The sequence below is a fragment of the Acinetobacter shaoyimingii genome, from assembly GCF_011578045.1.
GTDB lineage: Bacteria > Pseudomonadota > Gammaproteobacteria > Pseudomonadales > Moraxellaceae > Acinetobacter > Acinetobacter shaoyimingii.
The window spans coordinates 2,527,984-2,553,064 of record NZ_CP049801.1; the positions used below are offsets into that span (position 1 = coordinate 2,527,984).

At 38.2% G+C, this 25,081-nt stretch carries 27 protein-coding genes and 3 tRNA genes; 15 read left to right on the forward strand and 15 right to left on the reverse strand.

Annotated features, from left to right (window positions below; all coding sequences use genetic code 11):
* Window positions 1-111 precede the first annotated feature (111 nt).
* Window positions 112-606, forward strand: coding sequence for an Lrp/AsnC family transcriptional regulator (locus tag G8E00_RS11315; protein WP_166010828.1), 495 nt, complete (start codon window positions 112-114; stop codon window positions 604-606).
* Between the two features lie 46 nt (window positions 607-652).
* A complete protein-coding gene (locus G8E00_RS11320) occupies window positions 653-1,216 on the forward strand; it encodes a GNAT family N-acetyltransferase (protein WP_166224714.1) in 564 nt (187 codons plus the stop codon).
* 61 nt (window positions 1,217-1,277) lie between these two features.
* Here the strand turns inward: G8E00_RS11320 and G8E00_RS11325 are convergent, their stop codons facing one another.
* The 8 genes from G8E00_RS11325 to G8E00_RS11360 all read right to left on the reverse strand — a co-directional run bounded on the left by G8E00_RS11325 (window position 1,278) and on the right by G8E00_RS11360 (window position 8,161).
* Window positions 1,278-1,661 (reverse strand): hypothetical protein, encoded by a 384-nt coding sequence (locus G8E00_RS11325; protein ID WP_166224717.1) that lies wholly within the window; start codon window positions 1,659-1,661, stop codon window positions 1,278-1,280.
* Between the two features lie 237 nt (window positions 1,662-1,898).
* Window positions 1,899-2,282 (reverse strand): hypothetical protein, encoded by a 384-nt coding sequence (locus G8E00_RS11330; RefSeq protein ID WP_166224720.1) that lies wholly within the window; start codon window positions 2,280-2,282, stop codon window positions 1,899-1,901.
* A gap of 111 nt (window positions 2,283-2,393) precedes the next feature.
* Window positions 2,394-3,287, reverse strand: coding sequence for a tyrosine recombinase XerC (locus G8E00_RS11335; RefSeq protein ID WP_166010971.1), 894 nt, complete (start codon window positions 3,285-3,287; stop codon window positions 2,394-2,396).
* A 59-nt stretch (window positions 3,288-3,346) separates the two neighbouring features.
* Window positions 3,347-4,162 carry an enhanced serine sensitivity protein SseB C-terminal domain-containing protein gene (locus G8E00_RS11340; RefSeq protein WP_166224723.1) on the reverse strand — a complete coding sequence of 272 codons (816 nt, stop codon included), beginning with the start codon at window positions 4,160-4,162 and terminating at the stop codon, window positions 3,347-3,349.
* Between the two features lie 95 nt (window positions 4,163-4,257).
* Window positions 4,258-5,103, reverse strand: coding sequence for a diaminopimelate epimerase (dapF, locus tag G8E00_RS11345; RefSeq protein WP_166010838.1), 846 nt, complete (start codon window positions 5,101-5,103; stop codon window positions 4,258-4,260).
* Window positions 5,104-5,109: 6 nt separating this feature from the next.
* On the reverse strand, window positions 5,110-6,360 hold the full coding sequence (gene lysA, locus G8E00_RS11350; RefSeq protein ID WP_166010840.1) for a diaminopimelate decarboxylase: 1,251 nt from the start codon (window positions 6,358-6,360) through the stop codon (window positions 5,110-5,112).
* Between the two features lie 34 nt (window positions 6,361-6,394).
* Window positions 6,395-6,619, reverse strand: coding sequence for an LPS translocon maturation chaperone LptM (lptM, locus tag G8E00_RS11355; protein WP_166010842.1), 225 nt, complete (start codon window positions 6,617-6,619; stop codon window positions 6,395-6,397).
* A gap of 135 nt (window positions 6,620-6,754) precedes the next feature.
* Complete coding sequence (locus G8E00_RS11360; protein WP_166010843.1) at window positions 6,755-8,161, reverse strand: amino acid permease; 1,407 nt, start codon at window positions 8,159-8,161, stop codon at window positions 6,755-6,757.
* Between the two features lie 400 nt (window positions 8,162-8,561).
* Between G8E00_RS11360 and G8E00_RS11365 the strand changes: the two genes are divergently transcribed.
* Complete coding sequence (locus tag G8E00_RS11365) at window positions 8,562-9,917, forward strand: alanine/glycine:cation symporter family protein (RefSeq protein ID WP_166010973.1); 1,356 nt, start codon at window positions 8,562-8,564, stop codon at window positions 9,915-9,917.
* Window positions 9,918-9,980: 63 nt separating this feature from the next.
* Here the strand turns inward: G8E00_RS11365 and G8E00_RS11370 are convergent, their stop codons facing one another.
* Window positions 9,981-10,385 (reverse strand): hypothetical protein, encoded by a 405-nt coding sequence (locus G8E00_RS11370; protein ID WP_166224726.1) that lies wholly within the window; start codon window positions 10,383-10,385, stop codon window positions 9,981-9,983.
* A 182-nt stretch (window positions 10,386-10,567) separates the two neighbouring features.
* On the opposite strand from G8E00_RS11370, the gene radA reads away from it, so the two are divergent.
* Together radA and G8E00_RS11380 are read left to right on the forward strand one after the other, a co-directional pair.
* Window positions 10,568-11,959, forward strand: a complete 1,392-nt coding sequence (gene radA / locus G8E00_RS11375; RefSeq protein WP_166224729.1) for a DNA repair protein RadA — start codon at window positions 10,568-10,570, stop codon at window positions 11,957-11,959.
* Window positions 11,960-12,078: 119 nt separating this feature from the next.
* A complete protein-coding gene (locus G8E00_RS11380) occupies window positions 12,079-13,065 on the forward strand; it encodes a Tim44 domain-containing protein (RefSeq protein ID WP_166224732.1) in 987 nt (328 codons plus the stop codon).
* A gap of 69 nt (window positions 13,066-13,134) precedes the next feature.
* Here G8E00_RS11380 and G8E00_RS11385 read toward each other — a convergent pair whose 3' ends face one another.
* Together G8E00_RS11385 and G8E00_RS11390 are read right to left on the reverse strand one after the other, a co-directional pair.
* Window positions 13,135-13,824, reverse strand: coding sequence for an aspartate/glutamate racemase family protein (locus tag G8E00_RS11385; protein WP_166010851.1), 690 nt, complete (start codon window positions 13,822-13,824; stop codon window positions 13,135-13,137).
* Between the two features lie 132 nt (window positions 13,825-13,956).
* The gene (locus G8E00_RS11390) at window positions 13,957-15,135 is read right to left on the reverse strand and encodes a S1C family serine protease (protein WP_166010853.1); all 1,179 of its coding nucleotides are present in this window, start codon (window positions 15,133-15,135) and stop codon (window positions 13,957-13,959) included.
* 166 nt (window positions 15,136-15,301) lie between these two features.
* On the opposite strand from G8E00_RS11390, the gene G8E00_RS11395 reads away from it, so the two are divergent.
* The 8 genes from G8E00_RS11395 to G8E00_RS11430 all read left to right on the forward strand — a co-directional run bounded on the left by G8E00_RS11395 (window position 15,302) and on the right by G8E00_RS11430 (window position 19,642).
* On the forward strand, window positions 15,302-16,060 hold the full coding sequence (locus G8E00_RS11395; RefSeq protein ID WP_166224736.1) for a Nif3-like dinuclear metal center hexameric protein: 759 nt from the start codon (window positions 15,302-15,304) through the stop codon (window positions 16,058-16,060).
* A 155-nt stretch (window positions 16,061-16,215) separates the two neighbouring features.
* Entirely contained in the window at window positions 16,216-16,842 is a 627-nt protein-coding gene (locus tag G8E00_RS11400) for a superoxide dismutase (protein WP_166010857.1), read from the forward strand.
* Between the two features lie 157 nt (window positions 16,843-16,999).
* A tRNA-Asn gene (locus tag G8E00_RS11405) sits at window positions 17,000-17,075 on the forward strand.
* A gap of 347 nt (window positions 17,076-17,422) precedes the next feature.
* Window positions 17,423-17,498: transfer RNA gene (locus G8E00_RS11410), tRNA-Asn, on the forward strand.
* 111 nt (window positions 17,499-17,609) lie between these two features.
* A complete protein-coding gene (locus G8E00_RS11415; RefSeq protein WP_166224740.1) occupies window positions 17,610-18,263 on the forward strand; it encodes a hypothetical protein in 654 nt (217 codons plus the stop codon).
* Window positions 18,264-18,357: 94 nt separating this feature from the next.
* The gene (locus G8E00_RS11420; RefSeq protein ID WP_166010861.1) at window positions 18,358-18,792 is read left to right on the forward strand and encodes a hypothetical protein; all 435 of its coding nucleotides are present in this window, start codon (window positions 18,358-18,360) and stop codon (window positions 18,790-18,792) included.
* A gap of 235 nt (window positions 18,793-19,027) precedes the next feature.
* Window positions 19,028-19,103: transfer RNA gene (locus G8E00_RS11425), tRNA-Asn, on the forward strand.
* Window positions 19,104-19,165: 62 nt separating this feature from the next.
* Entirely contained in the window at window positions 19,166-19,642 is a 477-nt protein-coding gene (locus tag G8E00_RS11430) for a DUF2726 domain-containing protein (RefSeq protein ID WP_166224743.1), read from the forward strand.
* A gap of 14 nt (window positions 19,643-19,656) precedes the next feature.
* Here G8E00_RS11430 and rodA read toward each other — a convergent pair whose 3' ends face one another.
* The 3 genes from rodA to G8E00_RS11445 form a co-directional block, all read right to left on the reverse strand.
* The gene (gene rodA, locus G8E00_RS11435) at window positions 19,657-20,799 is read right to left on the reverse strand and encodes a rod shape-determining protein RodA (protein ID WP_166010865.1); all 1,143 of its coding nucleotides are present in this window, start codon (window positions 20,797-20,799) and stop codon (window positions 19,657-19,659) included.
* Between the two features lie 361 nt (window positions 20,800-21,160).
* Entirely contained in the window at window positions 21,161-22,039 is an 879-nt protein-coding gene (gene ubiA / locus G8E00_RS11440; RefSeq protein ID WP_166224746.1) for a 4-hydroxybenzoate octaprenyltransferase, read from the reverse strand.
* Between the two features lie 45 nt (window positions 22,040-22,084).
* Complete coding sequence (locus G8E00_RS11445) at window positions 22,085-22,567, reverse strand: chorismate--pyruvate lyase family protein (protein WP_166010869.1); 483 nt, start codon at window positions 22,565-22,567, stop codon at window positions 22,085-22,087.
* 260 nt (window positions 22,568-22,827) lie between these two features.
* Here G8E00_RS11445 and G8E00_RS11450 point away from each other — a divergent pair, with 260 nt between their 5' ends.
* Window positions 22,828-23,733, forward strand: a complete 906-nt coding sequence (locus G8E00_RS11450; RefSeq protein WP_166010870.1) for a TauD/TfdA family dioxygenase — start codon at window positions 22,828-22,830, stop codon at window positions 23,731-23,733.
* 9 nt (window positions 23,734-23,742) lie between these two features.
* The gene (locus G8E00_RS11455) at window positions 23,743-24,651 is read left to right on the forward strand and encodes an AEC family transporter (RefSeq protein WP_166224749.1); all 909 of its coding nucleotides are present in this window, start codon (window positions 23,743-23,745) and stop codon (window positions 24,649-24,651) included.
* Window positions 24,652-24,713: 62 nt separating this feature from the next.
* On the opposite strand, the gene G8E00_RS11460 is transcribed toward G8E00_RS11455, so the two are convergent.
* Window positions 24,714-24,992, reverse strand: coding sequence for a hypothetical protein (locus G8E00_RS11460; RefSeq protein ID WP_166224752.1), 279 nt, complete (start codon window positions 24,990-24,992; stop codon window positions 24,714-24,716).
* Between the last annotated feature and the right edge of the window lie 89 nt (window positions 24,993-25,081).

Genomic DNA, 25,081 nt, shown 5'->3' on the forward strand with positions numbered 1-25,081 from the left:
TCTTTTCCTTTCAACAACATGAAAATGAGAAAATAGTATCTGCGAAAATATACAAAATAGGATTTCAATTATTCTATAATAATGATTATTTTTCGAATTAAATTCTAATTTATGAAAATTATATCTAAATCTATTTCAGTTAAATTGGATCGAACCGATAAAAGTATCATTCGACATCTACAACAAAATGGACGTATTCAAAATAATGACCTTGCCAAAGAAATCGGTCTGTCTCCGTCATCGTGTTTAAGACGGGTCAAACTCTTAGAAGAAGCAGGCGTTATTCAGAATTACACCACTGTGGTAGATCCACAAAAAGTGGGCTTACAACTGATTTTGTTTTCACGTATCTGGTTGGTTGGTCAAGATGCTGAAACCATTGATACATTTATTGAGGCGATGAAAGAACTGCCTCAAGTCATGGAGTGTTATATTATTTTGGGTGAATGTGATGCCATGCTGAAAGTGGTCGTCCCCGATTTAGAAAATTACCGAAAATTCCAATCTGCGCATTTAACCAAGAAAAATGGCATTACCAGTGTAAAAACAGATTTACCCAGTCAAATTATTAAACAAAGTTTTCAATTACCGTTAGATCAAATCTAGTAAGACAAAATCGAACAACTCAAATACGCGAACATGGAAATATGCTATGTGCATTTCGATTGAGACAGATCGGCTAATTTTAAGACCTTGGGGAAAAAATGATGCTTTACCTTTTGCTGAAATGTCTCAAGACAAAGAAGTGATGCGCTACTTCCCCACTTTACTCTCGAAATATGAAAGTGATGCACTCATTCAACGTATTCAAAGCTATATTGATCAACAAGGTTGGGGCTTTTGGGCAATTGAACTGAAAGAATCAGGTGAATTTATTGGCTTTACGGGTCTACATCACCAACCTGATAAATTTGAGTTTTCACCATGTACAGAAATTGGTTGGCGACTTAAGTGTTCAGCATGGGGCAAAGGCTTTGCATTTGAAGCAGCTACGGCAAGCCTAAATTTTGGCTTTAATTCACTAAATTTAAAGGAAATTGTCGCGTTTACAGCGCAGTTGAATGAGCCATCAGAAAAGTTGATGCTACGATTAGGCATGCATAAGATACAAAATTTCGAGCATCCTGATATAGAGGAAAAGAGTCCTTTAAAAATGCACGTATGCTACGCCATCACTGCAACTGAATTTAATCAACTGCGCCAAAGCAATAAATAAAGCGCTGAAAATTTTCGCGCTTTATTGGGTTTTGAATATAATTTTTTTGAATTTAAAGGTCTTAAGCTGAACCTTGCGGTATGTGTAAATTTAAAAAATCACGATGCACATGACTAAGATCAATCAGCTCATATTGTGCCAACTCAAAAATCTTCCAAATTTCAATTGCATCTTCTTTTAAGTCAATATTTTCAGTATGGATGGGACGTTCTTGCCACTGTAAATCTGAAATCCAAATATATGTTTTATTTTTTTTAGGATTGATCGCCTGTACCTTACCTTCTGCATTAATGCCTTGTACATAAGCGCCTTCAGGCAATACAGCCTCAATTTTGGGTAAACTGATTTCAACAAAATGCTTAATTTGGCGTAAACCGTACCCCGCAAAAATTTCTTTTTGAGCTTGGCTCAATTGATCATATTTCTTTTGAATCTCTGGAATCATTATATTACCTAAAGCTGTTGATGACCTTCATGGTCAGTAACACAGATAGATTGTAAATTTAGTGTGCTTTTGTCCTGAATAAAAGATATACAACATGCTTTAAGTAATTACAATTACCATTTCAAGTTATTTTCAAGTGATTAAGGCGTGCAAAAAATAAAAATTTGCAAAATATTTCCATAGAATATATTTGTACTCATATCGAGTTTCGTTAGAAATGAGACAATATTCGATTCGCTACTTTAATTCGCATTCATCTAATGTCATGAAATCAGATCCACTCGCCATCCCTAAAATGCATTTCGCTTGAATAGACTGACCATCCTTTAACTTTTGAAATTTTTTCTCAGCATCTTCTCGTGGCAATAATCGAGCAACAGCTGTTTCAGGGTCAGATGGGCTACTGATATCAAACACTGTTCCACCAGATAAATTATGATCACGGCCTGCAATCACACCTTTGAACTCAATTTCTTGGTCAAATTCTTCTAATTCAAGGGTTGAATAATCCGCTTGTTGATATCGTGCATATAAATCATCAAGTTCAACAGTTTTGGCAAAACTGTGCGTAGCGGTTAAACATGAAAAAGTGATGATGATGGTTCTAATAGTATTGTTCATGGTTTTATTTAGGGCTAATCATTATTGTTGGAGGCGCTAATATAGCTTTATTCTAAAAATATTCCTATAAATCCCACTCACTCTTGCTCATGTTTCTTGAAAATCATTTTTTTAATTCTTAACTTTCGAAGCTCTTGGGTGCGACTGATCATAGACTTGGGCTAAGCGATCAAAATCTAATTGTGTATAAATCTGCGTGGTCGATAAACTACTATGCCCTAACATCTCTTGTACCGCTCGCAAATCACCACTATTGGACAGCATATGGCTGGCGAAACAATGACGTAATAAGTGTGGATGTAAATCTACATTCACACCTGCTCGTTTTGCTTGAAATTTAACTCTTTTTTCAATTTGGCGCGGAGTAATGGCATTGCCTGCTTGCGTAATAAATACAGACGATTCTGGTGTAAACTCCCCACACCAAATACGATACATTTTCAACCAATTCACAAGGCTTTCTTTGGCTTTTGATCCAAATGGAACAATACGGGTTTTATTGCCTTTACCTGTTATTCGTAATAGTTGACGATTAAAATCAATATCTTTAATCGTTAGCCCTTGAACTTCAGCTAAACGTAGACCGCTGGAATACAATAACTCTAAAATCGCTTTATCCCGTAACCAAAGTTGCTGATCTATGGGCTTCTCTGGTGCTTTTTGATCTAGAATTTGATTGACTGTTTCTATGTCCACCATACCGGGTAATGGTCGAGGTTGACGTTTTAATTTAAAGTCATCCGTAGCATTCATTTCTAAGTAATGGCTTTCTTTCGCCCACTTCATAAATTGACGAATTGAGGTGAGATGGCGCTGCAAACTACTGGAATTCAGTTGATCACGTTCAACTTTATGCGCTAGATATTCACGTAAATCAGAAGCTTCAACCTGATTCAACTCAATCTTTTTGTTGTAGCAAAAATCGATAAAGCCTGACACATCACGAAAATATGCATCTAAAGTATGTTCAGATTGATTTTGTATTTTGCGTTCTTTGAGCCACATAGAGAGCAATTGCATTGCGCCATACTGCATTTCACTCTCCTATTCACATATTGAATTCATTAAGAAAACAGTTTAGCAAAAAATCCCTTTTTCTTCTCTTTTGGTTTTTGGTAAAAAGCTTCAACTTCATTAAAAAAATAAGCATGTATCCCTTCTTTTTCTTTCTTATCGAGATGTAAAAGATCAAGGGGTTTCACTTCTTCTGAACTATCTTTTGCGACTTGAGCAATATGCTGATGCAATTTCTGAACTTTATCCGTTTCTAAAACATCATCAAATAACAATGCAATGATATGTGATGGCTCTTGATCTATTGCTGGGTTATGCATTTGCGCCAAATAGGCAGCTCTAACAGCAGGATAATTCAATAAAACCTTGGATAATTGATCCAACATATAATCAGGCTGTTCTTCAGGCTGTCCAAGCAAAATCTGAGTATCTTCCTCTAATGTATACGCTTTAAATGATGCATCCTCACCATACAGTAATTCTTGAATTTCTTCAGGGTAAAATGGTTTCTGTAACTCAGACTCAGGGTTTAAAATAAGCAATGTACCTAAGGTCATTTTAAAAAATACACGACAAGAAAATCTGACAAAATGTTCACCCTCGCCTAAAGCAAGACGCATTTTATCCAATGACGTAAAAAAAGGAATAATCTGTTCATATTCTTCATGTGGCCAAGTTTTAATTTGGAGCGTTTCATCTTTACCTATTATGTGCTCTTGAACACCATCTCCAGAACAATGTTCTGAATTTCCTGCAACATAAATATCTGCATCTAACAGCTCATTTAGAAATTGTGCACGATATGCTGGTTCTTCAAATGCTTTTCTCAATAATTCTTCTAGTTTTAATTCTGCTTCTTGGCTCATTTTAATTGTTTCTCTAATTCTTTATTTAAATCTAAGTTTAGCTAAATCCCATAAAAAAAGCGCTGATCAATCAGCGCTTTTTAAAGTTTTGGATATTAACCTTGGAAATAACGTAAATCTAAACGACCTTCATATACGGTTGCTGTTGGACCTGTCATCCACACCACATCACCTTCACGCCATTCGATAAACAAACTTCCGCCAGCCAATTCAACTTTGACTTTACTTGAAAGCAAACCACGGCGCATACCAGAGACTGCAGCGGCACATGCACCCGTTCCACAAGCCAAGGTTTCACCTACACCACGCTCAAACACACGCAAACGCACATTATTTTCATCAATAATTTGCATAAAGCCTGCATTTACACGCTCAGGAAATCGTGTATGTGATTCTACTTGGGGACCAATCTTTGCCACATCTGCGGTCAAAACATCTGGTACGACAGTCACAGCATGTGGATTGCCCATATTCACCACATCAATCTTGAGTTGCTGATCTTCAGCAAGTTCTAGGTCGTAGAGCACTTCAGGCTCATCAGCTGCAAATGGAATTTCTGCAGGTAAAAATTTCGGGTAACCCATATTTACACGGACCCAACCATTTTGACCCAATTCTGGCTCAACAATACCCGCTTTGGTTTGGACTTTAAATTTGGTTTTGTTGGTTAACTGACGGTCATGAACAAAACGAGCAAAACAACGTACCCCATTGCCACATTGTTCAACTTCAGAACCATCTGCATTAAAAATACGGTATTTAAAATCAACATTGGGTAAATCAGGAGATTCAACAATCAATAACTGATCAAAACCAATACCAAAGTGACGATCCGCTAAGCGACGAATAATGGTGGCATCTAAATAGGCACGTTGGCTGATCAAATCGATCACCATAAAATCATTACCCAAACCATGCATTTTGGTAAATTCTAACAACATCCTCATTTACTCCGCAGGTAATATACGTTCTCTTTCCCAAAGTGATTCGATGCTTTCACGCTCACGAATCAAATGTGCAACGTCGCCATCAACCATCACTTCAGCAGCACGACCACGACTATTGTAGTTCGAGCTCATCACGAAACCATAAGCGCCAGCACCCAAAACTGCAAGATGATCATTGGCTTGAATCGATAATTTTCGCTCTTTGCCTAGAAAGTCACCTGTTTCACAGATCGCACCGACCACATCCCACTGTTTTTCTTCAGCCGATGTATTGCGATTCACTTCTTGAATATCCATCCATGCTTCATACAGCGATGGGCGAATCAAATCATTCATAGCAGCATCAACAATGGCAAAATTACGATGGTTCGTCGGTTTAAGCAGATCAACTTTGGTCACTAACACCCCAGCATTAGCAGAAATACTGCGACCTGGTTCCATATACACTTTTAAACCTAACTTTTCTAAAGCAGGTTTCATCGCATTGGCATATGCTTCAACACTTGGCGGTGTTTCATCTTTATACGTCACGCCTAAACCGCCACCAATATCAATGTGTTTTAAATTGATGCCTAATGCTTTTAGCTGATCAATCATACTGATGACACGATCAAGTGCATCCACGAAAGGTTGTGTTTCTGTGAGCTGAGAACCGATATGACAATCAATACCAACAACATCTAAATTTGGTAATGATGCCGCGTATTGATAGGTTTCAAATACCGCATCAGAAGGAATACCAAATTTATTTTCTTTTAAACCTGTTGAGATGTATGGATGGGTTTTGGCATCGACATCTGGATTGACACGCAAAGAAATCGGGGCTTTTTTACCTAGACGTGCAGCCACAGCCTGAATTCGATCAAGCTCTGCATGTGATTCCACATTGAAACATGCAATACCGACGTTTAATGCTTTTTCAATATCTGCTTCAGTTTTACCTAAACCTGAGAACACAATTTTAGATGCATCACCACCTGCAGCCAAAACACGTGCCAGCTCACCACCCGTTACAATATCAAAACCTGAACCCAGCTTCGCTAAAACATTCAATACTGCAATATTTGAGTTTGATTTCACTGCAAAACAAATCTGATGATCAATAAAGCTAAACGCACGATCCATATCTAAATAATGTTTTTCAAAGTTCGCCTTTGAATACACATAAAGTGGTGTGCCGAATTGCTGCGCAAGTTGATCTAACGAACATTGTTCTGCGTGCAATACCCCTTGGATGCGAGTAAAACTCATGAATGTTTCCTTTCAGTGAAGCAAGATAGAGAGATTATTTAGTTTCTGAAACTGCAGGAGCCACAGATTGCGTATCTGTTTGTTCTTGTGTCGCTTTTACCACAGGTTTTTGAACCTTAGCATCATCTTTGTATAACATGTATTGCGTTTTACGGTTGTCTTTTGGATCATTCGGCAACATTAAATCACCTGTTTGACCACAACCCACCAATGTCATTGTTACCCATAATAGACTTGTGCCACACATCAATGTACGCATCTGACCACCTCAATTTTATAAATTGTGGAAAGTATACTCTGATCATACTGCTGACCAAAGCGCTAAAGGCTAGAGATTAAAGCTTGAGTGAAAAAAACGCCAGTAGAACACTGACGTTTTTTAAATAGTATGGCTTTATTTTAAGTTCTTTTTCTTGTAAAAGCCTAAATAACCGATAAGCAATAAAATAAACCAAATTGGGCTAACTTTCAGCGCCTTAAGCGTATCATCTTCTAAAGCTAAAATACCAATCGTACAAATAAAGAATATGATCACAATCCAGCACGTTACCAAACCACCAGGCAGTTTGAACTTAGACTGAGCATGTAATTCTGGACGTTTTTTATAGTACGCCATATAACTCCAGATAATCATTAACCATACGCAGATAAAAAAGATCGTCGATAGTGTGGTCGCTAAGGTAAAGGCTTCAACCGTATTGGGTACGAAGTATTGAAGTGCTGCCCCCAACATTAAACACACCGTTGAAAAATACAATGCATTCGCTGGTACAGCTCGTGTATTTAATTTACCAAAGGCTTTCGGCCCTTGTTCTTCACGAGACAAGCCAAACAGCATACGACTGGTTGAAAATACCCCACTATTCATCGATGACATCACTGAAGATAACACCACCAAGTTCATGATAATTGCAGCTGCTGCAATACCTGCTTGACTGAATAAATTCACAAATGGACTCATTGATGGGTCAATACGATCCCAAGGCGTCACAGACATCACAATCACGAGTGACAAGACATAAAAGATGATGATACGAATGGGAATAGAGTTTACGGCTTTAGGTAAATTGGTTTCTGGATCTTTGGTTTCTGCTGCGGTAGTCCCCACCAACTCGACCCCAACGAAGGCAAAAATGGCAATTTGGAATCCAGCTAAAAATCCTGTTAGGCCAGTTGGGAACACGCCACCATGATTCCAAAGATGACTAAATTCAGCAACCTCACCAGTGGAAGAAGTAAAGCCTGTAAAAATCATCCAAAGCCCGACAGCAATCAGTACCACAATGGCGGTAATCTTGATCATGGCAAACCAAAACTCCAGCTCGCCAAAGAGTTTGACGGTCATTAAATTGAGTCCCGTCACAAACACAATGGCAGCCACACTGATCATCACCCCTTCAAAAGGCGTAAAAGGCAAACCGTGATTAAAAAATTGTAAGTAGTAAATAATGGCAGATAAATCAGCAATCCCTATAGTGATCCAGCACAGCCAATACGTCCATCCGACAAAATAACCTGCCCAAGGCCCAATTAAATCTGTGGTGAAATCAATAAAAGACTTATATTGAAGATTGGATAATAACAATTCGCCAAGCGCTCGCATGACCAAGAAAACCATTAAACCAATAATCATATAAATAAATAAAATTGATGGGCCGGCCAGACTAATGGTCTTACCAGATCCCATGAACAGTCCAGTTCCGATTGCCCCACCAATAGCAATCAATTGCAAATGACGGTTGGATAAACTGCGTTGCAAATCTCCATCTTCAACGCTGGATTTCAAATTTTCGTCTGGCATTATTCAGTTCAACTAAGAATTTAATCTGCACAAATTATCCTAAAATCTTAAAAAAATGAAAAAAAAATTAATATTTATTGTTTTTTTGCGACTAATTTCCTAGTTTTAAAATTAATTTTTGGAAAAAAATTTATAAATTTCAGCTACAAAAATTTTTTTTACTTGTATAAATTTTAATTCGTAGGTAAAAAAGTATCAGGTGAATTTGATACAGCGAATGTTTGTATTGAGCATTCAGCAATAAAATATTCAATGATTCAACTGAGTTGCATCGATTATTGAGTGATCGCCACAGGTTTTGAGTAGGATGTTTAAACCATGGCATAGCAATTGCTTAATAATTACACGTCAAAAATAAATATTTCATTCAATTTAGGATCGATAAGAAGAAATTATTATGATGCAAAATATTCAAAGTCTAATGGAAACACTAAGTGGTTGGGTCTGGGGACCTTATATGCTTGTTTTGATTGTTGGAACAGGCATTTTTCTCACCTTTCGCTTACTGTTTTGGCAATTTCGAATGCTGCCACTCGCTTTCAAACAAGTTTTCGGCAAGCATGATCAAGCACAATCTCAAGAAGGAGATATTTCACATTTCGCATCATTAATGACCGCACTTTCAGCAACCATTGGTACAGGTAATATTGCAGGTGTTGCAACCGCTTGTGTATTAGGTGGTCCTGGCGCTGTATTTTGGATGTGGATGACTGCACTTTTTGGTATGGCAACCAAGTACGGCGAAGGTGTTCTCGCTGTCAAATTTCGTGTCAAAAATGAAAAAGGCGAAATGTCTGGTGGTCCAATGTACTACATCGAGCATGGTTTAAAGTGGAAATGGCTAGCGATCATATTCGCTTTGTTTGGAACACTTGCTTCTTTCGGTATTGGCAGCTCAGTTCAATCCAATACCGTTGCCTTAGCTGTGGAAAATAGTCTGGGTGTAGAGACTTGGATTACAGGCGTTGTCATCACTCTATTTTCAGCACTTGTGATTTTAGGTGGGATCAAAACCATTTCTAAAGCGTCTTCTGTGATTGTACCTATCATGGCAATCGGATACGTTGCAGGTGGCCTCATTATTATTCTTACTCATCTTGAATTGGTGATTCCTGCTTTAAAAATGATTTTCACTTATGCATTTACCGGTGAGGCTGCTGTAGGTGGCGCAATTGGTGCAGCGATTCGTTATGGTGTAGCACGTGGTGTGTTCTCTAACGAAGCAGGTATGGGTTCAGCGCCTATTGCAGCTGCTGCTGCAAAAACCGATCATCCTGCTCGTCAAGGTTTAGTTTCAATGACGGGTACTTTTATTGACACGATTATTGTTTGTTCAATCACAGGTATTGTTTTAGTCATGGGCTATATCATGGCAGGCAATAATTTTGGCGATCAAACGGGTGCTGTTTTAACCATTGGGGTTTTTGACAAACTTTTACCTGGCATTGGTGGATGGGTCGTCACTTTCGGTATTATTTTCTTTGCCTATTCAACCATTTTAGGATGGTGCTATTACGGTGAGAAATGCTGTACTTACCTACTGGGTGAAAAATTCGTTACGCTCTACCGCATTATATACATTGCATCGGTCTTTGTGGGCTGTGTTGCCACTCTTGATCTGGTTTGGTTATTTGCAGATACCTTTAACGGTCTAATGGCTGTTCCAAACTTAATTGCATTACTGCTTCTTTCAGGTCTAATTGTAAAAGAGTCAAAAGACTTTATTGCCAAACGAAAATCTGGCGAGTTGTACTAAATCGACATAAAAATTTAATCACATACAAAAAAGCCACAATCGTGGCTTTTTTGTTTAAGCCCCCTAAGACAGTAAATTTACTGGCGGTTCGTCATCATGTTGAATCTGACGTTCCGCTTCTATTTCTAATGCCAGCTCTAAAGCCAAAACAAAGAACAGCACACCATCAAGTCGCATATTGCCTTCGTCATCTTCTAAATATTCACATAAAGCTTGATAAATAGGATCATTTTCATCTACAGCTAAATCGATATAAAGATCACCAGCATAAACATCAACAAAACCTTCTTGCTCCAAACCCATACATGGCTCGAATGGGATGCCATGATCTTCTAACCATGCAACCACAATTTCACGAATGGGATCATCCCCCTCCTGATCTTCTTGATAACGTTCGAAATGTAAAAAAAGCACATCTCGATTTTTTTCACGTGCAATTTGGTCAATATGTTGCAATTGTTGAGGCATTCAATGTTTCATCTAAAAGTAGTTGATGTAGCATTATAAACTTCTGACACATCACAACACAGTGTTGATGTGTTTAAGCGACAATGCTTGACGTAAAAGTAATATTTTCAACTGCAAAGACATAGTTTTAGCGCGTATTCAGCGCTATGCTGTTAGATAATTTCAAAATATCAATGTGAATCATGGCGAAAGTTAAGAGTGTTTATCGGTGTGAACAATGTGGCGCAGATCATCCAAAATGGGGCGGACAATGCTCAGAATGTGGTGAATGGAATAGCCTCGTTGAAGTTCGTGTTGAGCCTGCTGTCACTCATCGTGCCCAACCCAAAATGGGCGGTGGATATGCAGGTCAATCTGCCAATGTCACTACACTAAACCAAGTTTCAGTTTCGCATGAAACTCGATTACATACGGGTATTGGCGAATTTGATCGTGTCTTGGGCGGAGGCTTAGTGACAGGCTCTGTTGTATTGATTGGTGGTGACCCAGGTATTGGTAAATCAACCATTCTTTTACAAACTGCAACGCATATGGCCGCTGCCAAAAGTTCTGCGCTATATGTGACAGGTGAGGAATCCTTATCTCAAGTCGCATTACGTGCACATCGGTTAGATTTACCGACTGAACACCTCAAAGTCATGGCTGAAACCTGTGTTGAACGCATCTGTGAAGTTCTGGCACATGAGCGTCCTGCTGTGGCGATTTTAGATTCGATTCAAACCTTGTACACCGAAACTTTGCAATCTGCACCTGGCGGTGTATCGCAAATTCGAGAATCTGCTGCATTACTGACACGATTTGCTAAAAATAGTGGCACTGCCCTGTTTCTTGTTGGTCATGTGACCAAAGAGGGTGCATTAGCTGGCCCACGTGTTTTAGAACACATGGTGGATTGTGTGCTGTATTTTGAAGGTCAGTCTGATTCGCGATACCGTATGATTCGGGCAGTCAAAAACCGATTTGGGGCTGTCAATGAATTAGGCGTTTTCGGAATGACCGATAAAGGCCTCAAAGAAGTCGCTAATCCTTCGGCAATTTTCCTGAGCCGTTATGATGAAGCCATTCCTGGCTCAGTGGTGATGATTAGTCGTGAAGGGACTCGCCCACTACTTGTGGAAGTACAAGCTTTAGTCGATGATGCACACGGTCAACCACGTCGTGTCGCACTCGGCTTAGAACAAAACCGACTCAATATGCTGCTTGCAGTGATGCATCGTCATGGTGGCGTACAAACATCAGGGCAAGATGTTTACGTCAACGTGGTCGGTGGTTTAAAGATTACTGAAACAGGTTCAGACTTAGCTGTGCTTTTGGCCTGTGCTTCGAGTCTACGTTCAAAAGCTTTACCGCAACAGTTGGCTGTTTTTGGAGAGGTCGGATTATCAGGAGAAATCCGCCCTGTACCCAATGGTCAGGAACGCCTAAAAGAAGCCATTAAGCACGGTTTTAAATATATTATTGTGCCTCGTGGCAATGCACCGCAAAAGCCAATTTCGGGTGTAAAAATTATTGCGGTAGCACGTTTGCATGAAGCATTGACGGAAGCCATGCAACTGACCGATGAAGTCAGTTAAAAAACCAGACTTTTCTCATAAATATTTTTGCTAAAATTTGTGTTTTTGCATTGAATTTATTTGAAAAAGACTGCATATATAAAGTTCTCTATTTTCATTCTTGTATTTAGGAAAATTCAATGGAAGTTCGACAGCGTGGTTTGGTGGCTAGTTTATTAGTTGCAAGCTTAATGATTGCTCCTTTGGCTGAAGCGAAACGTGCAGGTGGCGGCAAAAGCCATGGTATGAGCCGTTCAGCATCATCTAGCCAATCTTATTCTCAACCTAGTCAGTCTTATCAACAACCGCGTCAAGCTACTCCTACCACTGCACCTCAAAAATCAGGTTCTAATGTGGGCGGTATGGTTGCTGCTGGTGTCGCTGGTGCTGCAATTGGTGCTGTGGCTGCAAATGCGCTTGCAGATGACAAACCGAATGCTGCCAATCAAGCAGCGGCAAGCGAAGCTCAAGTACAACAACCTGCTCCTGCTGAGGAAAAAGGCGGTATCCCAAGTTGGATTTGGTTATTGATTATTGCGGCAGCTGCATTCTTTATTTTCCGTAAACTCGGTGCAAAAAAAAAATTAGCAGCCAATAATCCGTATGCACCAAACAGTTCAGGTCCTTCACCTGCACCGTTTGGTCAACCAACGCCACGTTCAAATGACAATAGCAATATTTTTGGTCAAAACGTAGGTGGCGCAGCGCCAACTCAAGCACCATTTGGTGGGGCTTCGTTCCAAAGCGGTAATGCATTACCAGATGGTACTGAGCCAGCTGCTTTCTTACGTGTTGCACGCCAACGTTTCAACCATATTCAGTCAATGAACACAGCGAGTAATATTTCAGAAATTCAACGCTATTTGACTCCTGATCTTTACCAGTCAATGTATAACGACATCATGGCGAACCAAGATCAAGATGTTGCTGAGTTTTCTAACTTAAATGCCTTGGTGGTTGATTCTGCAACTGAAAATGGACAATACGTGGTAAGTGTTCGCTTTACAGGTACAGTAAGTGAAGATTTAAATAGCTTGCCACAACCATTTGCAGAAGTTTGGCACTTTGTTAAGCCTGCAGGTTCAACGCAAGATTGGCTCGTTGCGGGTATTCAACAAGAAAGCTAATTCATCACTATATGATGAATTAAGATATAAAATTAGATAAAAAAATAGCGACCTATTCGGTCGCTATTTTTATGCCAATTGAAAATCAACCAACTGTGCAATATGTAATTGTGTCGTATCAAATAAGGGGACATTGATATCATCTTGCTGCACCAATAAACCAATTTCTGTACATCCTAAAATAATCCCTTCAGCACCATCCCGATGCAATTGCTTGATGATCTCAATAAATTTTTTCTTTGAATCTGAACTGAATGTTCCGACTGTTAATTCTTTATAAATCACGTCATGAACCACTTTGCGATCTGACTCATTGGGGATCAATATATCAATACCCTGCTGTTGATAACGATTGCGATAAAAATCTTGCTCCATGGTATACATCGTGCCCAACAATCCAACTTTCTTGAATTGAGCAGCCTGAATTGCCTGTATGGTCGAGTCAGCAATATGCAGAAAAGGAACACGAATATTCCTTTGAATTTCATCTGCAACCTTATGCATGGTATTAGCACCTAAGGCTATACAATCTGCACCTGCATTTTGTAGTTTTAACGCAATATCAGCCAGCATGTGTCCAGCAGCACCCCACTCGTTTGAGCGTTGTAATTGTTCTATTTCTTTAAAATCAACATTGTATAAAATGACTTTTGACGAACTTAGACCACCTAATCTTTGCTTAACTGCCTGATTAAGCCCTTGATAATAAAGATCTGAAGATTCCCAGCTCATACCACCAATTAGTCCTATGGTTTTCATTGACTCGATACTCAATCCGCTTAAATTTAAAAGTCTATAGATTCATTAGATTTTATACAGTCAAATTGGGATATCAATAAAAGCATTTTTGTAAAAAAAGCCCTCTTTTGAGGGCTTCTAAAGTAGATTGAATTATCGTTTTGGTAGCGGAATATATTGTGAGTCATTACTTGGTTGAAGCTTACGTTCGCCAACCACCACATCTATAGTGACAGGTTTTTCATTACGGATGACTTCAATACGAATCGTATTATTCGGCTGTTGTAATGCGACATAATTAATTAAGTGTGACGCAGAAGTGATTTCCTCTTCATTCACTTTAATGATTTTATCACCCACTTTAATTCCTGCTTGCGCTGCGGGACCATCACGTAAAACATCAGCGACCACAACCCCTGCTTCACGTGGTTTAAGGACATCTTCTTGTTTTGGTGGTACCAAACTAATCCCCAGCCAGCCACGAATCACGCGTCCATCTTTTAAAATAGAGTTCATAATTTGCTGGCAAATTTTTGCTGGAATAGCAAAACCAATTCCGAGGTTACCCCCAGATTGAGAGAAAATAGCGGTATTTACCCCAATCAAATTCCCTGCAACATCAATCAGCGCACCACCTGAATTACCAGGATTAATAGCAGCATCTGTTTGAATAAAATCTTCATAGGTATTGATACCTAAATCAGATCGTCCAGTTGCCGAAATAATACCTTGCGTCACGGTTTGACCCACACCAAATGGATTACCAATGGCAAGAACAACATCACCGACTTCGTTGCCGCTCAATTTAAAGGGTAAAACAGGTAATTTATCTAGATCAATTTTGATCACAGCCAAATCACTATCTGGATCTGTACCTACAACCTTAGCAACGGCGCGACGACCATCATATAAACCAACAACAATTTGTTCAGCTTGAGCAATCACATGATTATTAGTCAAGATATAGCCATCAGGTCGAACAATCACCCCAGAACCTAAACTATTTTCATTTTCAGATTGTCTTTGGTCAGGAAGATTATTGCCAAAAAACTCTCTAAACACAGGGTCATTAAGCAAAGGATGATTTTGCTTAACTTTCTGTGTAGTAAAAATATTGACGACGGCAGGCGCAGCAACTTTCACTGCAGCACTATAGGACACAACTCCACCTGATCGTGAAGTATTCACCAATGGTTCTACCTTTTCTGCTGGCATTTTAACGCCATCTGAAGAAATTGTTGCTTTTGGCACATGCAACTTCTGCCATGCAACAAAACTAACAATCACAATGATCAGTAAGACCCAAGGTAACCAAGTAAAGGAACGGCGCACTTTCACTTCCTCTGAAATTTATTTAATTTATTGATGCAAAAGCATTTTCGATATTGTAATCAAAATTTGTAACGATACATAAATTTCACAAAAGACTTTTGTTCAGCTTTAGTTACAATCCATAATATGTTTTGATATTTCCATCTTCATTATTTTTAGGAATCGCATGGCAGATTTATTCGATATCATTCAATGGTGTGACCAAACGCTTAAATCTCATGAATTCAAAGATTATGCACCAAATGGTTTGCAAATTGAAGGAAAACAACAAGTTAATAAGATATTGTGTGCCGTATCAGCCTCGCAAAGTGCCATTGAAGCTGCGGTTGAATATGGCGCAGATATGCTGTTAGTTCATCATGGATATTTTTGGAAAGGTGAACCCTACCCAATTACGGGTATGCGAGGCAAACGAATCAAGACACTTATTCAACAAGATATTTCACTTGTTGGGTATCATCTGCCCTTAGACAGTCATCCAACTTTAGGTAACAATGCGGCAATTGCTGATTTACTAGAACTTGAACAGATTGAACAACTCGATCCGTCAGAACGTAATCCGATTGGTAACATTGGCTATTTAAAACAAGCCATGACGCCAGATGCATTTAAAGCGTTTGTTTCTGAGCAACTTGGATTTAATGCTATTCACTTAGCTGCAGATAAAACTCGCATTCAAAAAGTAGGTTTCTGTACAGGTGGCGCTCAAGATTACATCACTAAAGCTGCTGAACAGGATTGTGATGCGTATATCTCTGGTGAAGTGAGTGAACGTACTTTTTATCAAGCTCAAGAATTGAATGTGCATTATTATGCTTGTGGGCATCATGCGACTGAAAAATATGGTGTTCAACGATTAGCCAAAGCTATTTCAGAACAGTTCAATATTGAGTATAGTTATTTCGAATTAAATAACCCGATTTAATTTCAACATTAAGTGATGGCTTATTTCCTTTATACGTATTAATTCGAGCTTTATTCTGTATTGTTATTTATGATCAATGCGCATTTAGGGCAAAGAATCTATTACAATAACGCTACTTAATGTCAAAACCCAGCAAATCGCAAGGAATTGAAAACATGACAACCATTACTTTACCGGCTCTACCATACGGTTACGAAGATCTTGCTCCCCACATCAGCAAAGAAACTCTTGAATACCACCATGACAAACATCACAACACTTACGTTGTTAACTTAAACAACTTAATCAAAGGCACTGACCTTGAAGGTAAAACTTTAGAAGAAATCATCAAAGCTACTGCTGGTGATGCATCTAAGGCAGGTATCTTCAACAATGCTGCTCAAGTTTGGAACCACACGTTCTACTGGAACTGTTTAGCTAAAAACGGTGGCGGTAAAGCAACTGGCGCTTTGGCAGCTAAAATTGATGAAGCTTTCGGTTCTTACGAAAAATTCGCTGAAGAATTTGCTGCTGCAGCGACAACTCAATTCGGTTCAGGTTGGGCTTGGTTAGTTGCTGACAAAGTAAACGGCAACTTATCAATTACTAAAACTGCAAATGCAGATACTCCACTTGCTCATGGTCAAGTGGCTGTATTAACAATTGATGTATGGGAACATGCTTACTACATCGATTACCGCAACGCTCGTCCTAAATACATCTCTACTTTCTTAGAAAGCTTAGTGAACTGGGACTATGCAAATGCTAAATATGCTGGTCAAGAAGCTGGCGTAGAAAAATAAGTTTTTTGAAAACTTATTTTTAGTTGAAAAAATCACCCTTTATGGGTGATTTTTTTATTTAAAAAGATATAAATGCATAATTATAAGTCAAACGCTTCAATTCTTTACATTTACGTGTTGACGGCTTTGACTTTCCTCCCTAAAATGCGCATCAGATTCTCCAATAGCTCAGTCGGTAGAGCGACGGACTGTTAATCCGCAGGTCCCTGGTTCGAGCCCAGGTTGGAGAGCCAAATTCTAAAAAGCCCACGCATCATGACGTGGGCTTTTTTTATTTCAAAAAATATTTTCAATAACATTCAAATGATAATCCCCCTGTAAATAACTTAACTTTCTCAAGTGATATAAGCTGACCTAACTTAAAAACGTTTCACAGTACTCATGCAATGCATTACTGAAATCCACGATCTACACAGCTTCTCGATACGGAATATTTTGAATTTATTATTGAATAAAATTTCAATTATCCTATAAATTCAATACAATCTGATGATAAAAAATACAAACAAATCAATAATGAGCAAGTTTTTTGAGTTTGGACTTGACCACGTTCACTTTCCTGCTAAAATGCACATCAGATTCTCCAATAGCTCAGTCGGTAGAGCGACGGACTGTTAATCCGCAGGTCCCTGGTTCGAGCCCAGGTTGGAGAGCCAAATTCTAAAAAGCCCACGCATCATGACGTGGGCTTTTTTTATCTATACAATAAACATCAAAATACAATGAATAAAATCAAAATGAATCAAGATCATAAAATTAAGTTCACCATGTCTAAACGTCACATGATCATATATTTGTTGACGATGCCCTTGCTTTCAGCAGTCTTGTATTTTGTTGGACAAGAGATCCTACTTTCAGATCCTTGGATTGCCTACATCCTCATCATTTCTTCAATACTACTTATGATATTAATGTTGTATTCCATACTGTTTTTATTTAGGCATGGACTACCTTATGTAGAAATAAGTGCACATACGATTCAATCTAGGGCTTTTCTGAAAAATAAAATTATTGAAATTAAAAACATAGAAGAAACAGGCTTTATCATTCAAAAATTAAACCGATTTATGTCTGCTATGGATCTTGTGATCTATCAAACATCAGATACAACAAAAATCACCTTAAATGGACATCCAATACGAAATGAAATCAAACTTCCACTCTCCTTTCTCACTGTTGAGTCCAGATTTGATGCATTAAATTTTTTGTCTTTTATTTATTATACAGATGAAGCTAAACGTGAAAGTTTAATCAATGAATATAATCAAACATTAAATTTTGAGTTTGAACGTTATCTTGATCCAAAATTAGTGACCTTAGTCAATCATTTGGGCTTTTTGACGATTATGCCTCAACATGAATTAGAAGAAACATTTAACTTGATTGAGCAAAATTTGGAAAATACGCCACCATTTGATTGAAAAAATAAACATCAGGAAAACCACTTATTTTACAGTTGCTTAATTCCATATAAATGATTATTTTTAAAACATATCCAATCCTTAAAAAAACAACATGAACACACCTTGGCTTAAATCATTAATTTTTTGGTCCGTCGTCATTGCCATTGTCTATGTCGTTTTCCAATGCACACAACGTACGGAATCGAGTAGAGCCGCACCAACCCTAATGTACGAGCGCCTGTATTATTGTGCAAAAGAGCTAAATACACAGCAACATCAAGCTCTAATTCATAAAATTAAAAGCCACGTACAACCCAATATAAAACAAAATGAACTGATGCAATTACTCAATGAATGTCGTCAAGCCAATCCAATGAAATCAACTGAAAGTTACATGCAATTGATTAAAAACATAGAGCATCAAATCGTGACTTCAACTACTGCGAAAGACATTGACCATTCACAAAATACAATAGAAGACGAAACTTACCCTGAAGTGAATGACCCATCACTCGACTCAAATGAAAGTGAAATAGAGGACGAGTAATAAGCTAAAAACATTAGAGAGTTTCACAATGGAAAGATCATTATCTTCAACTCACGACGCTTTTGTATTATTCAACCTTTGACCTCACAGATAGCTGAAATACCTATATATCCAAAACTACGATACCCAAAAGTACTATTCCGATTGTTTTTAAAACAGTTGCATTGAATTTTTATTTTTTTTCATTGTTAACCCTTGACCCATCTAATTTAGATACATAGAATGCGTATCAGATTCTCCAATAGCTCAGTCGGTAGAGCGACGGACTGTTAATCCGCAGGTCCCTGGTTCGAGCCCAGGTTGGAGAGCCAAGATTCTAAAAACCCACTCAATCGAGTGGGTTTTTTCTTATCTCATAGAAAGACGAATATCTGTGGTTCATGCAAGTCAATTTACATTTTTCATTATTGGATGTGCATTTAGTATCGCACTCTTCATCACCATTATCTCTGAAAAAGTAAAAAGCAAATCTACTGCTGAAACAACCACCAATAAAAGAGAATATTACTCAAAGCCAGTCATTACTCGCTTTGAAACAAAGATGTTTCAGCGTTTAAAGCAAGCCTTTCCTGATCATCATATTTTGGTGCAAGTGGCTTTTAGTTCTTTAATTACCAGTGATTACATGCCCACACGTAATAAGTTCAATCGCAAGGTTACAGATTTCGTGATTTTGAATCATCATTTGGATGTGATTTGTATTATCGAGTTAGATGATCCCAGTCATACAGGTAAAGAAGATGAAGATGCCAAGCGAGATGCCATGCTCAATGAAGCAGGATATCGCGTCGTCAGATATGACCATATCCCAACGGTTAAGCATCTTCAAAAAGAAGTGATTGGTAAATGAATATGGATCAAGCTTTATCGATGGGTATGTACAGACATCATAATGCCAAAGCCAGCCATTAAGGTAATCACTGCTGTACCACCATAACTTAAGAAGGGTAACGGATCCCCTGTTACAGGAAAAATTCCACTGACCATACCTGAGTTAACAGCTACATAGAAAAAGAAAGATAACGCCAACGTCCCCACCAAAATGCGACCATAGTTATGAAACGACATCATGGCTATACTCAGCGAGCGAATAATAATGGCACCATACAACACAAACAACAGGAATACACCAAACAAACCAAACTCTTCAGAAAAGGTCGACATAATGAAATCTGTATGGTGTTCAGGTAAAAAACCATGATGTGACTGGGTACCATTTAAATAGCCCTTTCCAAAAAAACCACCTGAACCAATGGCAATTTTAGATTGAGTAATATTCCATCCAGCCCCCAAGGCATCGGATTCTGGATCAAACAAAGTGAGTATTCGCTTCTTCTGGTAAGCTTGAAGGACAAACATCCACAAGATGGGTAATAACGCTAAAACAAAGCCAATTGAACCTGCGATAATGCGCCATGAAATCCCGCTGAGAAAAAGCACAAATACACCACTAATCATAATTAAGATTCCTGCCCCTAAGTCAGGCTGTAAGGCAATCAAAATCATGGGCAGTACCATCAAAATGCCAGCAATAACAATATGCTTAAATTTAGGCGGTAATGGATTACGTGTGATATACCAAGTGACCATAAGCGGCGTTGCAAACTTCATAAGCTCACTGGGTTGCATACTTCCTATTCCTGGCAAAGTCAGCCAGCGTTTAGCCCCAAGACGGGTATCTCCAATAAAAATGACCAGAATCAGCATTGCCAATCCTAAATAATAAAAATAGGGACTCGCAGCTTGATAAACCTTAGGGGGAATTTGCGCGCAGATCACCATTATGATCGTACCCAACATAAAACTAGTGCCTTGTTTGATCACCATATTGAGATCTTGCGCAGAAGCACTGTATAGCACCATCAACCCCACTGCCACATTGATAAACAATAAGCCAAGAAGCCATGGATCTAAATGGATTTTTGTCCAAAATGATGGACGATACTTTAAGTGCAATCCATCTTGAATTGATCGCCTTAAAAATTTGCTTTGCGGGTATTCATTCATACGTCAATCTTTATAATCACAATCAAGATAAAGACGATTAAGATGTTACTTCGTTGATCATTCATGCATTAATAATTTGAATAAGAATGAAACAACAATTCACCATGATTAATCTTTTCGCTAAATGATTGCATATTCATCACAATTAACAACTAAATTATGAATATTTTTTTAATTTAAATATTTAATAAATCACAATTATTTTTATTTATGCCAATTAAATCAAAACTGAAATAATTATTTTGCATTTTGCTTTCATTTAGAAAAACTAAAGTCCCACCTAAAATACAAACCATAAAAAAAGCATCGAACTGCGATGCTTTTGATGACTATATAAATAACGAAAATCTCAATGGATAACTTACCAATAGGCCAATAAAATCCCAATAAAAATAATTACACCCACCCAACGATTATGACGAAATGCCCAGAAACAACGCTGAGGGTCACGATCACTTGTTTTGCTCCATTGATAGATAAAATCAACTGCAACTACAGCTAAAGCAATCAAACCAAAAGGTATTAAAATATCTTCGAGATAAAATGCGCAACCAATCAAAAGAATGCTACTGAGTTGAAGTAAAGAGATGATTTCAATATCATAGCGACCAAACAAAATGGCGGTCGACTTTACCCCAATTTTTAAATCATATTCACGATCTGTAATGGCATATTGCGTATCATAAGCCACAGTCCAAGCTAAATTTCCAAAATAAAGCAGCCAACAAGTTAAATCTGGTGTTTGTCCAACAGCGGTATATGCCATAGGAATACACCATGAAAAAGCAGCACCTAGAAAAACTTGTGGCAAATGGGTATAGCGCTTCATAAATGGATAAATGAATGCTAAGAATAAAGCACCAAATGACCAATAAAATGTTTCAATGGGTAAGAAAAACAGCAAACACGCACTGGCTGCCACTAAGAATAAGAAGACAAAAACTGCCTCTCTGCCACGGATTATGCCCGTTGCCAATGGACGTGTCTTAGTCCGCTCAACATGTGCATCGACTTTACGATCGGCGAAATCATTAATGGCACAGCCTGCCGCACGCATAAAAATCACACCTAAAATCATAGGTATTAATATTTCCACACGGGGCACACCTTGACTGGCAATCCAGAGCGCCCACATCGTTGGCCAAAACACCAATTCTGTACCAATAGGTTTATCAAATCGACACAAGTAGTAATACGCTTCTAAGCGCTCACGCCAAGTTATATGCTGCACAGTAGCCATGACTGCCCTTTTACCACATTATTAAATTAAAGTTAGATCACTGGATCAATGATCTTGAAGATAGCGTTCAAAAGCAGGAAGAAAAGTCTCTTGAACGATAAATTTGCATCCATGCCAAGTATAACAGCTCTGACGTGTCCAACCATCGTCTAACAGCAGCACACGTCGCTCACAATCTGGCGTAGTCCGTTGAAATAAAAACCAACCAATCGGTTTTCGACCAATATGTTTAAAAATACGTGCGCGTTTATACAAGCTTTGGATTGGAAATATACTTTTTGCTTTTACCCAAGGCTCTGCACCACTTCCATACAAATAGCTTTCACGAACCCATGACGTATGGTGATGCGGTGCTTTCATCCAAACTGCATCGATCAAGTTTAGACGTTGAAATTTTTCACGGATAAGTTGAACCTTGAATTGACCACCCGCCAAATCAGTAAGTTGCTGGGTGAGTGATCCAGATGCATATAACCATGTTTTAAGCTCAGGGGATATCTCCTGCTTATTCAATGGTTTTTTTTGCATAGTGTATTTCTCAAACGAATTAGCATAATTTTAACTCAAGTTATACATTCATTTGTTAAAAATGCGTATGCATAAAAATGTACATTCAGCCTCATTAAAAGCGTATAGCTACAGCTTGCCAACCGTTTGCATAGCTTTAAACAACATTAGGACATAAGTTTTTGTGCTGATTAAATGAAAATTAACGCTAAAATAGTAATCAAACCTTCATAAAATAACTTTAGTGTTCTTGCTACACACTCAAGCAAGTAAGGTCGATGATGAATATCAGCATACAATCTCGTACTTCAAAAGCATGGAAAAACACTTTACTCAGCCTAACCCCCCATCAGAATTCATTTAATGATGATTTGATTCAAGAAAGTGCCAATATCGCCCATCACTATTTAAATATTGATGAATCACATAAAGATGAGCTTAAAAATGGGAAAGGCTTTATCGAATTTTCCAACATTCCCATTGATGATCAAATCGGAAATCCGCCGTGTAATGCGACGAGACCTTATAACAAAGGCTATATATCGGAACTCGCATTGATTGGTGTGACCAAAGCTTGTGGTTTAACCCCCTTCTCCTATCTCGAAGAGAAAAATGGGGCTTTGGTTCATGAAATCACACCCTCTGAGAATAAGCTTGCCAAAAGTGTATCCAGTGAAGGTACTGTAGAATTCGACTTCCATACAGATGGTGCTTATTTGTCCCGCTCTATAAGACCGCACTCATTGTCTTTGTTGTGTTTAATGGATCAAAAACAAACAGGAACCAACCTGATTTCACTCAATGATTTAATTGCAGAACTCTCAAACCAACATAAGGAAATCTTATTTCAATCTCGCTTTGTCCATATAGCGCCAGAAACATTTAAAGTTAAACATCGATATATGACCAATTCTGTGCTGGATTTGGTCGATGGACATTATGAAATTAAAGCGGCTTTACATAGTATTACTGCTTTGGATGAAGAAGCAGAAAATGCGTTAACAGAACTGAAAAAACTGAGTAAAAAAATCCACTCAACCAAGAATTGGAAATCTGGTGATCTGCTGATTTTTAATAATTTAAGATGCATGCATGGACGTGGTGAAATTGTAGGCAAACGTTGGTTACAAAGATGTTATGGCACATATACCTTTGATCAATCAACAATAGTAAAACTCAACCCCTAAGTATTCTCTATGATGATCGAACTGTTTATTCGAGTACTGCTTTTATTGTCTTTAACTGCAATAGGTTGGTTACTTGGAAAAAATCTCAAATTGGATGCAAAGGGGATTTCAGCGCTACTCATTTACGTGATTTCGCCCTTTGTCATTTTTTATGCCATTGTTCAGTCACCTGCCAATTGGACTTATTTAAAATATTCATTTGTCGCATTTGTCATGGCATCTACAATGGCAATGTTTGCAATGCTTTTCGCAAAACGAATCTGGCATGATGGTCGCATCAATCTCTTTGGATTTGCTGGTGGTACAGGCAATACGGGTTATTTTGCATTACCTCTAGTCCTCGCAATATTTAATGAAAATCAAATCGCCATCGCAATTTTTATTATTATTGGCATCACTTTATACGAATTCACCATCGGTTATTTTATGACAGCCATTGGTGCAATGAATATGAAAGAAAGCTTGATTAAAGTACTCAAACTTCCACTTATTTATGCCGCCACTTTAGGCATCATCTTCAAATTTTATCAAATCCCAATTGATGATATTGCTGCTTCATTTCTAGCAAATTTTAAAGGTGCCTATAGTGTATTAGGTATGATGTGTATTGGAATCACCATTGCACAATTTTCAAAACTCGCAGTGGATTGGACATTTGCTATTTTAAGCAGCTTTTGGAAGCAAGCCGTTTATCCCTGCATTGCCCTATTAATATTTGCATGGCTATGGCCAGTAAATAAAGAAACTTTACAAGTGATTGCACTGATGGCCGCTACCCCAATGGCTGCCAATGTAGTCATTATTTCCACCAATCTAGATTTACATCCAGAAAAAGCAGCAAGTGCCGTCATGTTAAGTACATTATTGGCTTTATTGTCCATACCTGTTGCCTTGTATGTCAGCCTTACACTTCTATAAAGTGTATGATAAACAATAAATAATCGAATAAGTTGCAATGAGGGGCTGACAGAATCAGATAATTAAGCATTATCCGTTTTTGCAATGACTTCAAATTTACCTTGTGCTGTTTTCACTAAAATCAGTCCTTCAGCACTGATATAAAAAGTTTTTGGATAATCAAAAGCCAATGCCAGTTCAGGGTTCTTGAGTTCGATAAATTCAGCTTGTTTATATCCTTCAATTGTACGACCCACTTCCAAATAAATGACTTCTGAAAAATTTAGCTTAAAGCCTTTCTCATGATCATTCGGATCAATCCATGGAAAGAAGCCTGTACTCTTTTTACGTGGTTTAGCCATAACAACTCAAACTATTGATCTCAGGGTTTATATTAACGCAAGAATATAAAAAACCCGCACAAGGCGGGTTTTTCACAGTGAAATTCTTT

What these genes read in the sequence shown, in the direction of transcription:
- G8E00_RS11395 (WP_166224736.1), top strand. Translation starts at nt 15,302, where the DNA reads ATGGCAGATTTATTCGATATCATTCAATGGTGTGACCAAACGCTTAAA.
- G8E00_RS11460 (WP_166224752.1), bottom strand. Translation starts at nt 24,992, where the DNA reads ATGGCTAAACCACGTAAAAAGAGTACAGGCTTCTTTCCATGGATTGAT.
- G8E00_RS11400 (WP_166010857.1), top strand. Translation starts at nt 16,216, where the DNA reads ATGACAACCATTACTTTACCGGCTCTACCATACGGTTACGAAGATCTT.
- G8E00_RS11385 (WP_166010851.1), bottom strand. Translation starts at nt 13,824, where the DNA reads ATGAAAACCATAGGACTAATTGGTGGTATGAGCTGGGAATCTTCAGAT.
- dapF (WP_166010838.1), bottom strand. Translation starts at nt 5,103, where the DNA reads ATGTTGTTAGAATTTACCAAAATGCATGGTTTGGGTAATGATTTTATG.
- G8E00_RS11445 (WP_166010869.1), bottom strand. Translation starts at nt 22,567, where the DNA reads ATGCAAAAAAAACCATTGAATAAGCAGGAGATATCCCCTGAGCTTAAA.
- lysA (WP_166010840.1), bottom strand. Translation starts at nt 6,360, where the DNA reads ATGAGTTTTACTCGCATCCAAGGGGTATTGCACGCAGAACAATGTTCG.
- G8E00_RS11420 (WP_166010861.1), top strand. Translation starts at nt 18,358, where the DNA reads ATGAACACACCTTGGCTTAAATCATTAATTTTTTGGTCCGTCGTCATT.
- G8E00_RS11380 (WP_166224732.1), top strand. Translation starts at nt 12,079, where the DNA reads ATGGAAGTTCGACAGCGTGGTTTGGTGGCTAGTTTATTAGTTGCAAGC.
- G8E00_RS11365 (WP_166010973.1), top strand. Translation starts at nt 8,562, where the DNA reads ATGCAAAATATTCAAAGTCTAATGGAAACACTAAGTGGTTGGGTCTGG.
- G8E00_RS11335 (WP_166010971.1), bottom strand. Translation starts at nt 3,287, where the DNA reads ATGTGGCTCAAAGAACGCAAAATACAAAATCAATCTGAACATACTTTA.
- G8E00_RS11360 (WP_166010843.1), bottom strand. Translation starts at nt 8,161, where the DNA reads ATGCCAGACGAAAATTTGAAATCCAGCGTTGAAGATGGAGATTTGCAA.
- G8E00_RS11450 (WP_166010870.1), top strand. Translation starts at nt 22,828, where the DNA reads ATGAATATCAGCATACAATCTCGTACTTCAAAAGCATGGAAAAACACT.
- G8E00_RS11325 (WP_166224717.1), bottom strand. Translation starts at nt 1,661, where the DNA reads ATGATTCCAGAGATTCAAAAGAAATATGATCAATTGAGCCAAGCTCAA.
- G8E00_RS11370 (WP_166224726.1), bottom strand. Translation starts at nt 10,385, where the DNA reads ATGCCTCAACAATTGCAACATATTGACCAAATTGCACGTGAAAAAAAT.
- rodA (WP_166010865.1), bottom strand. Translation starts at nt 20,799, where the DNA reads ATGAATGAATACCCGCAAAGCAAATTTTTAAGGCGATCAATTCAAGAT.
- G8E00_RS11330 (WP_166224720.1), bottom strand. Translation starts at nt 2,282, where the DNA reads ATGAACAATACTATTAGAACCATCATCATCACTTTTTCATGTTTAACC.
- radA (WP_166224729.1), top strand. Translation starts at nt 10,568, where the DNA reads ATGGCGAAAGTTAAGAGTGTTTATCGGTGTGAACAATGTGGCGCAGAT.
- ubiA (WP_166224746.1), bottom strand. Translation starts at nt 22,039, where the DNA reads ATGGCTACTGTGCAGCATATAACTTGGCGTGAGCGCTTAGAAGCGTAT.
- G8E00_RS11315 (WP_166010828.1), top strand. Translation starts at nt 112, where the DNA reads ATGAAAATTATATCTAAATCTATTTCAGTTAAATTGGATCGAACCGAT.
- G8E00_RS11415 (WP_166224740.1), top strand. Translation starts at nt 17,610, where the DNA reads ATGTCTAAACGTCACATGATCATATATTTGTTGACGATGCCCTTGCTT.
- G8E00_RS11455 (WP_166224749.1), top strand. Translation starts at nt 23,743, where the DNA reads ATGATGATCGAACTGTTTATTCGAGTACTGCTTTTATTGTCTTTAACT.
- G8E00_RS11340 (WP_166224723.1), bottom strand. Translation starts at nt 4,162, where the DNA reads ATGAGCCAAGAAGCAGAATTAAAACTAGAAGAATTATTGAGAAAAGCA.
- lptM (WP_166010842.1), bottom strand. Translation starts at nt 6,619, where the DNA reads ATGCGTACATTGATGTGTGGCACAAGTCTATTATGGGTAACAATGACA.
- G8E00_RS11320 (WP_166224714.1), top strand. Translation starts at nt 653, where the DNA reads ATGTGCATTTCGATTGAGACAGATCGGCTAATTTTAAGACCTTGGGGA.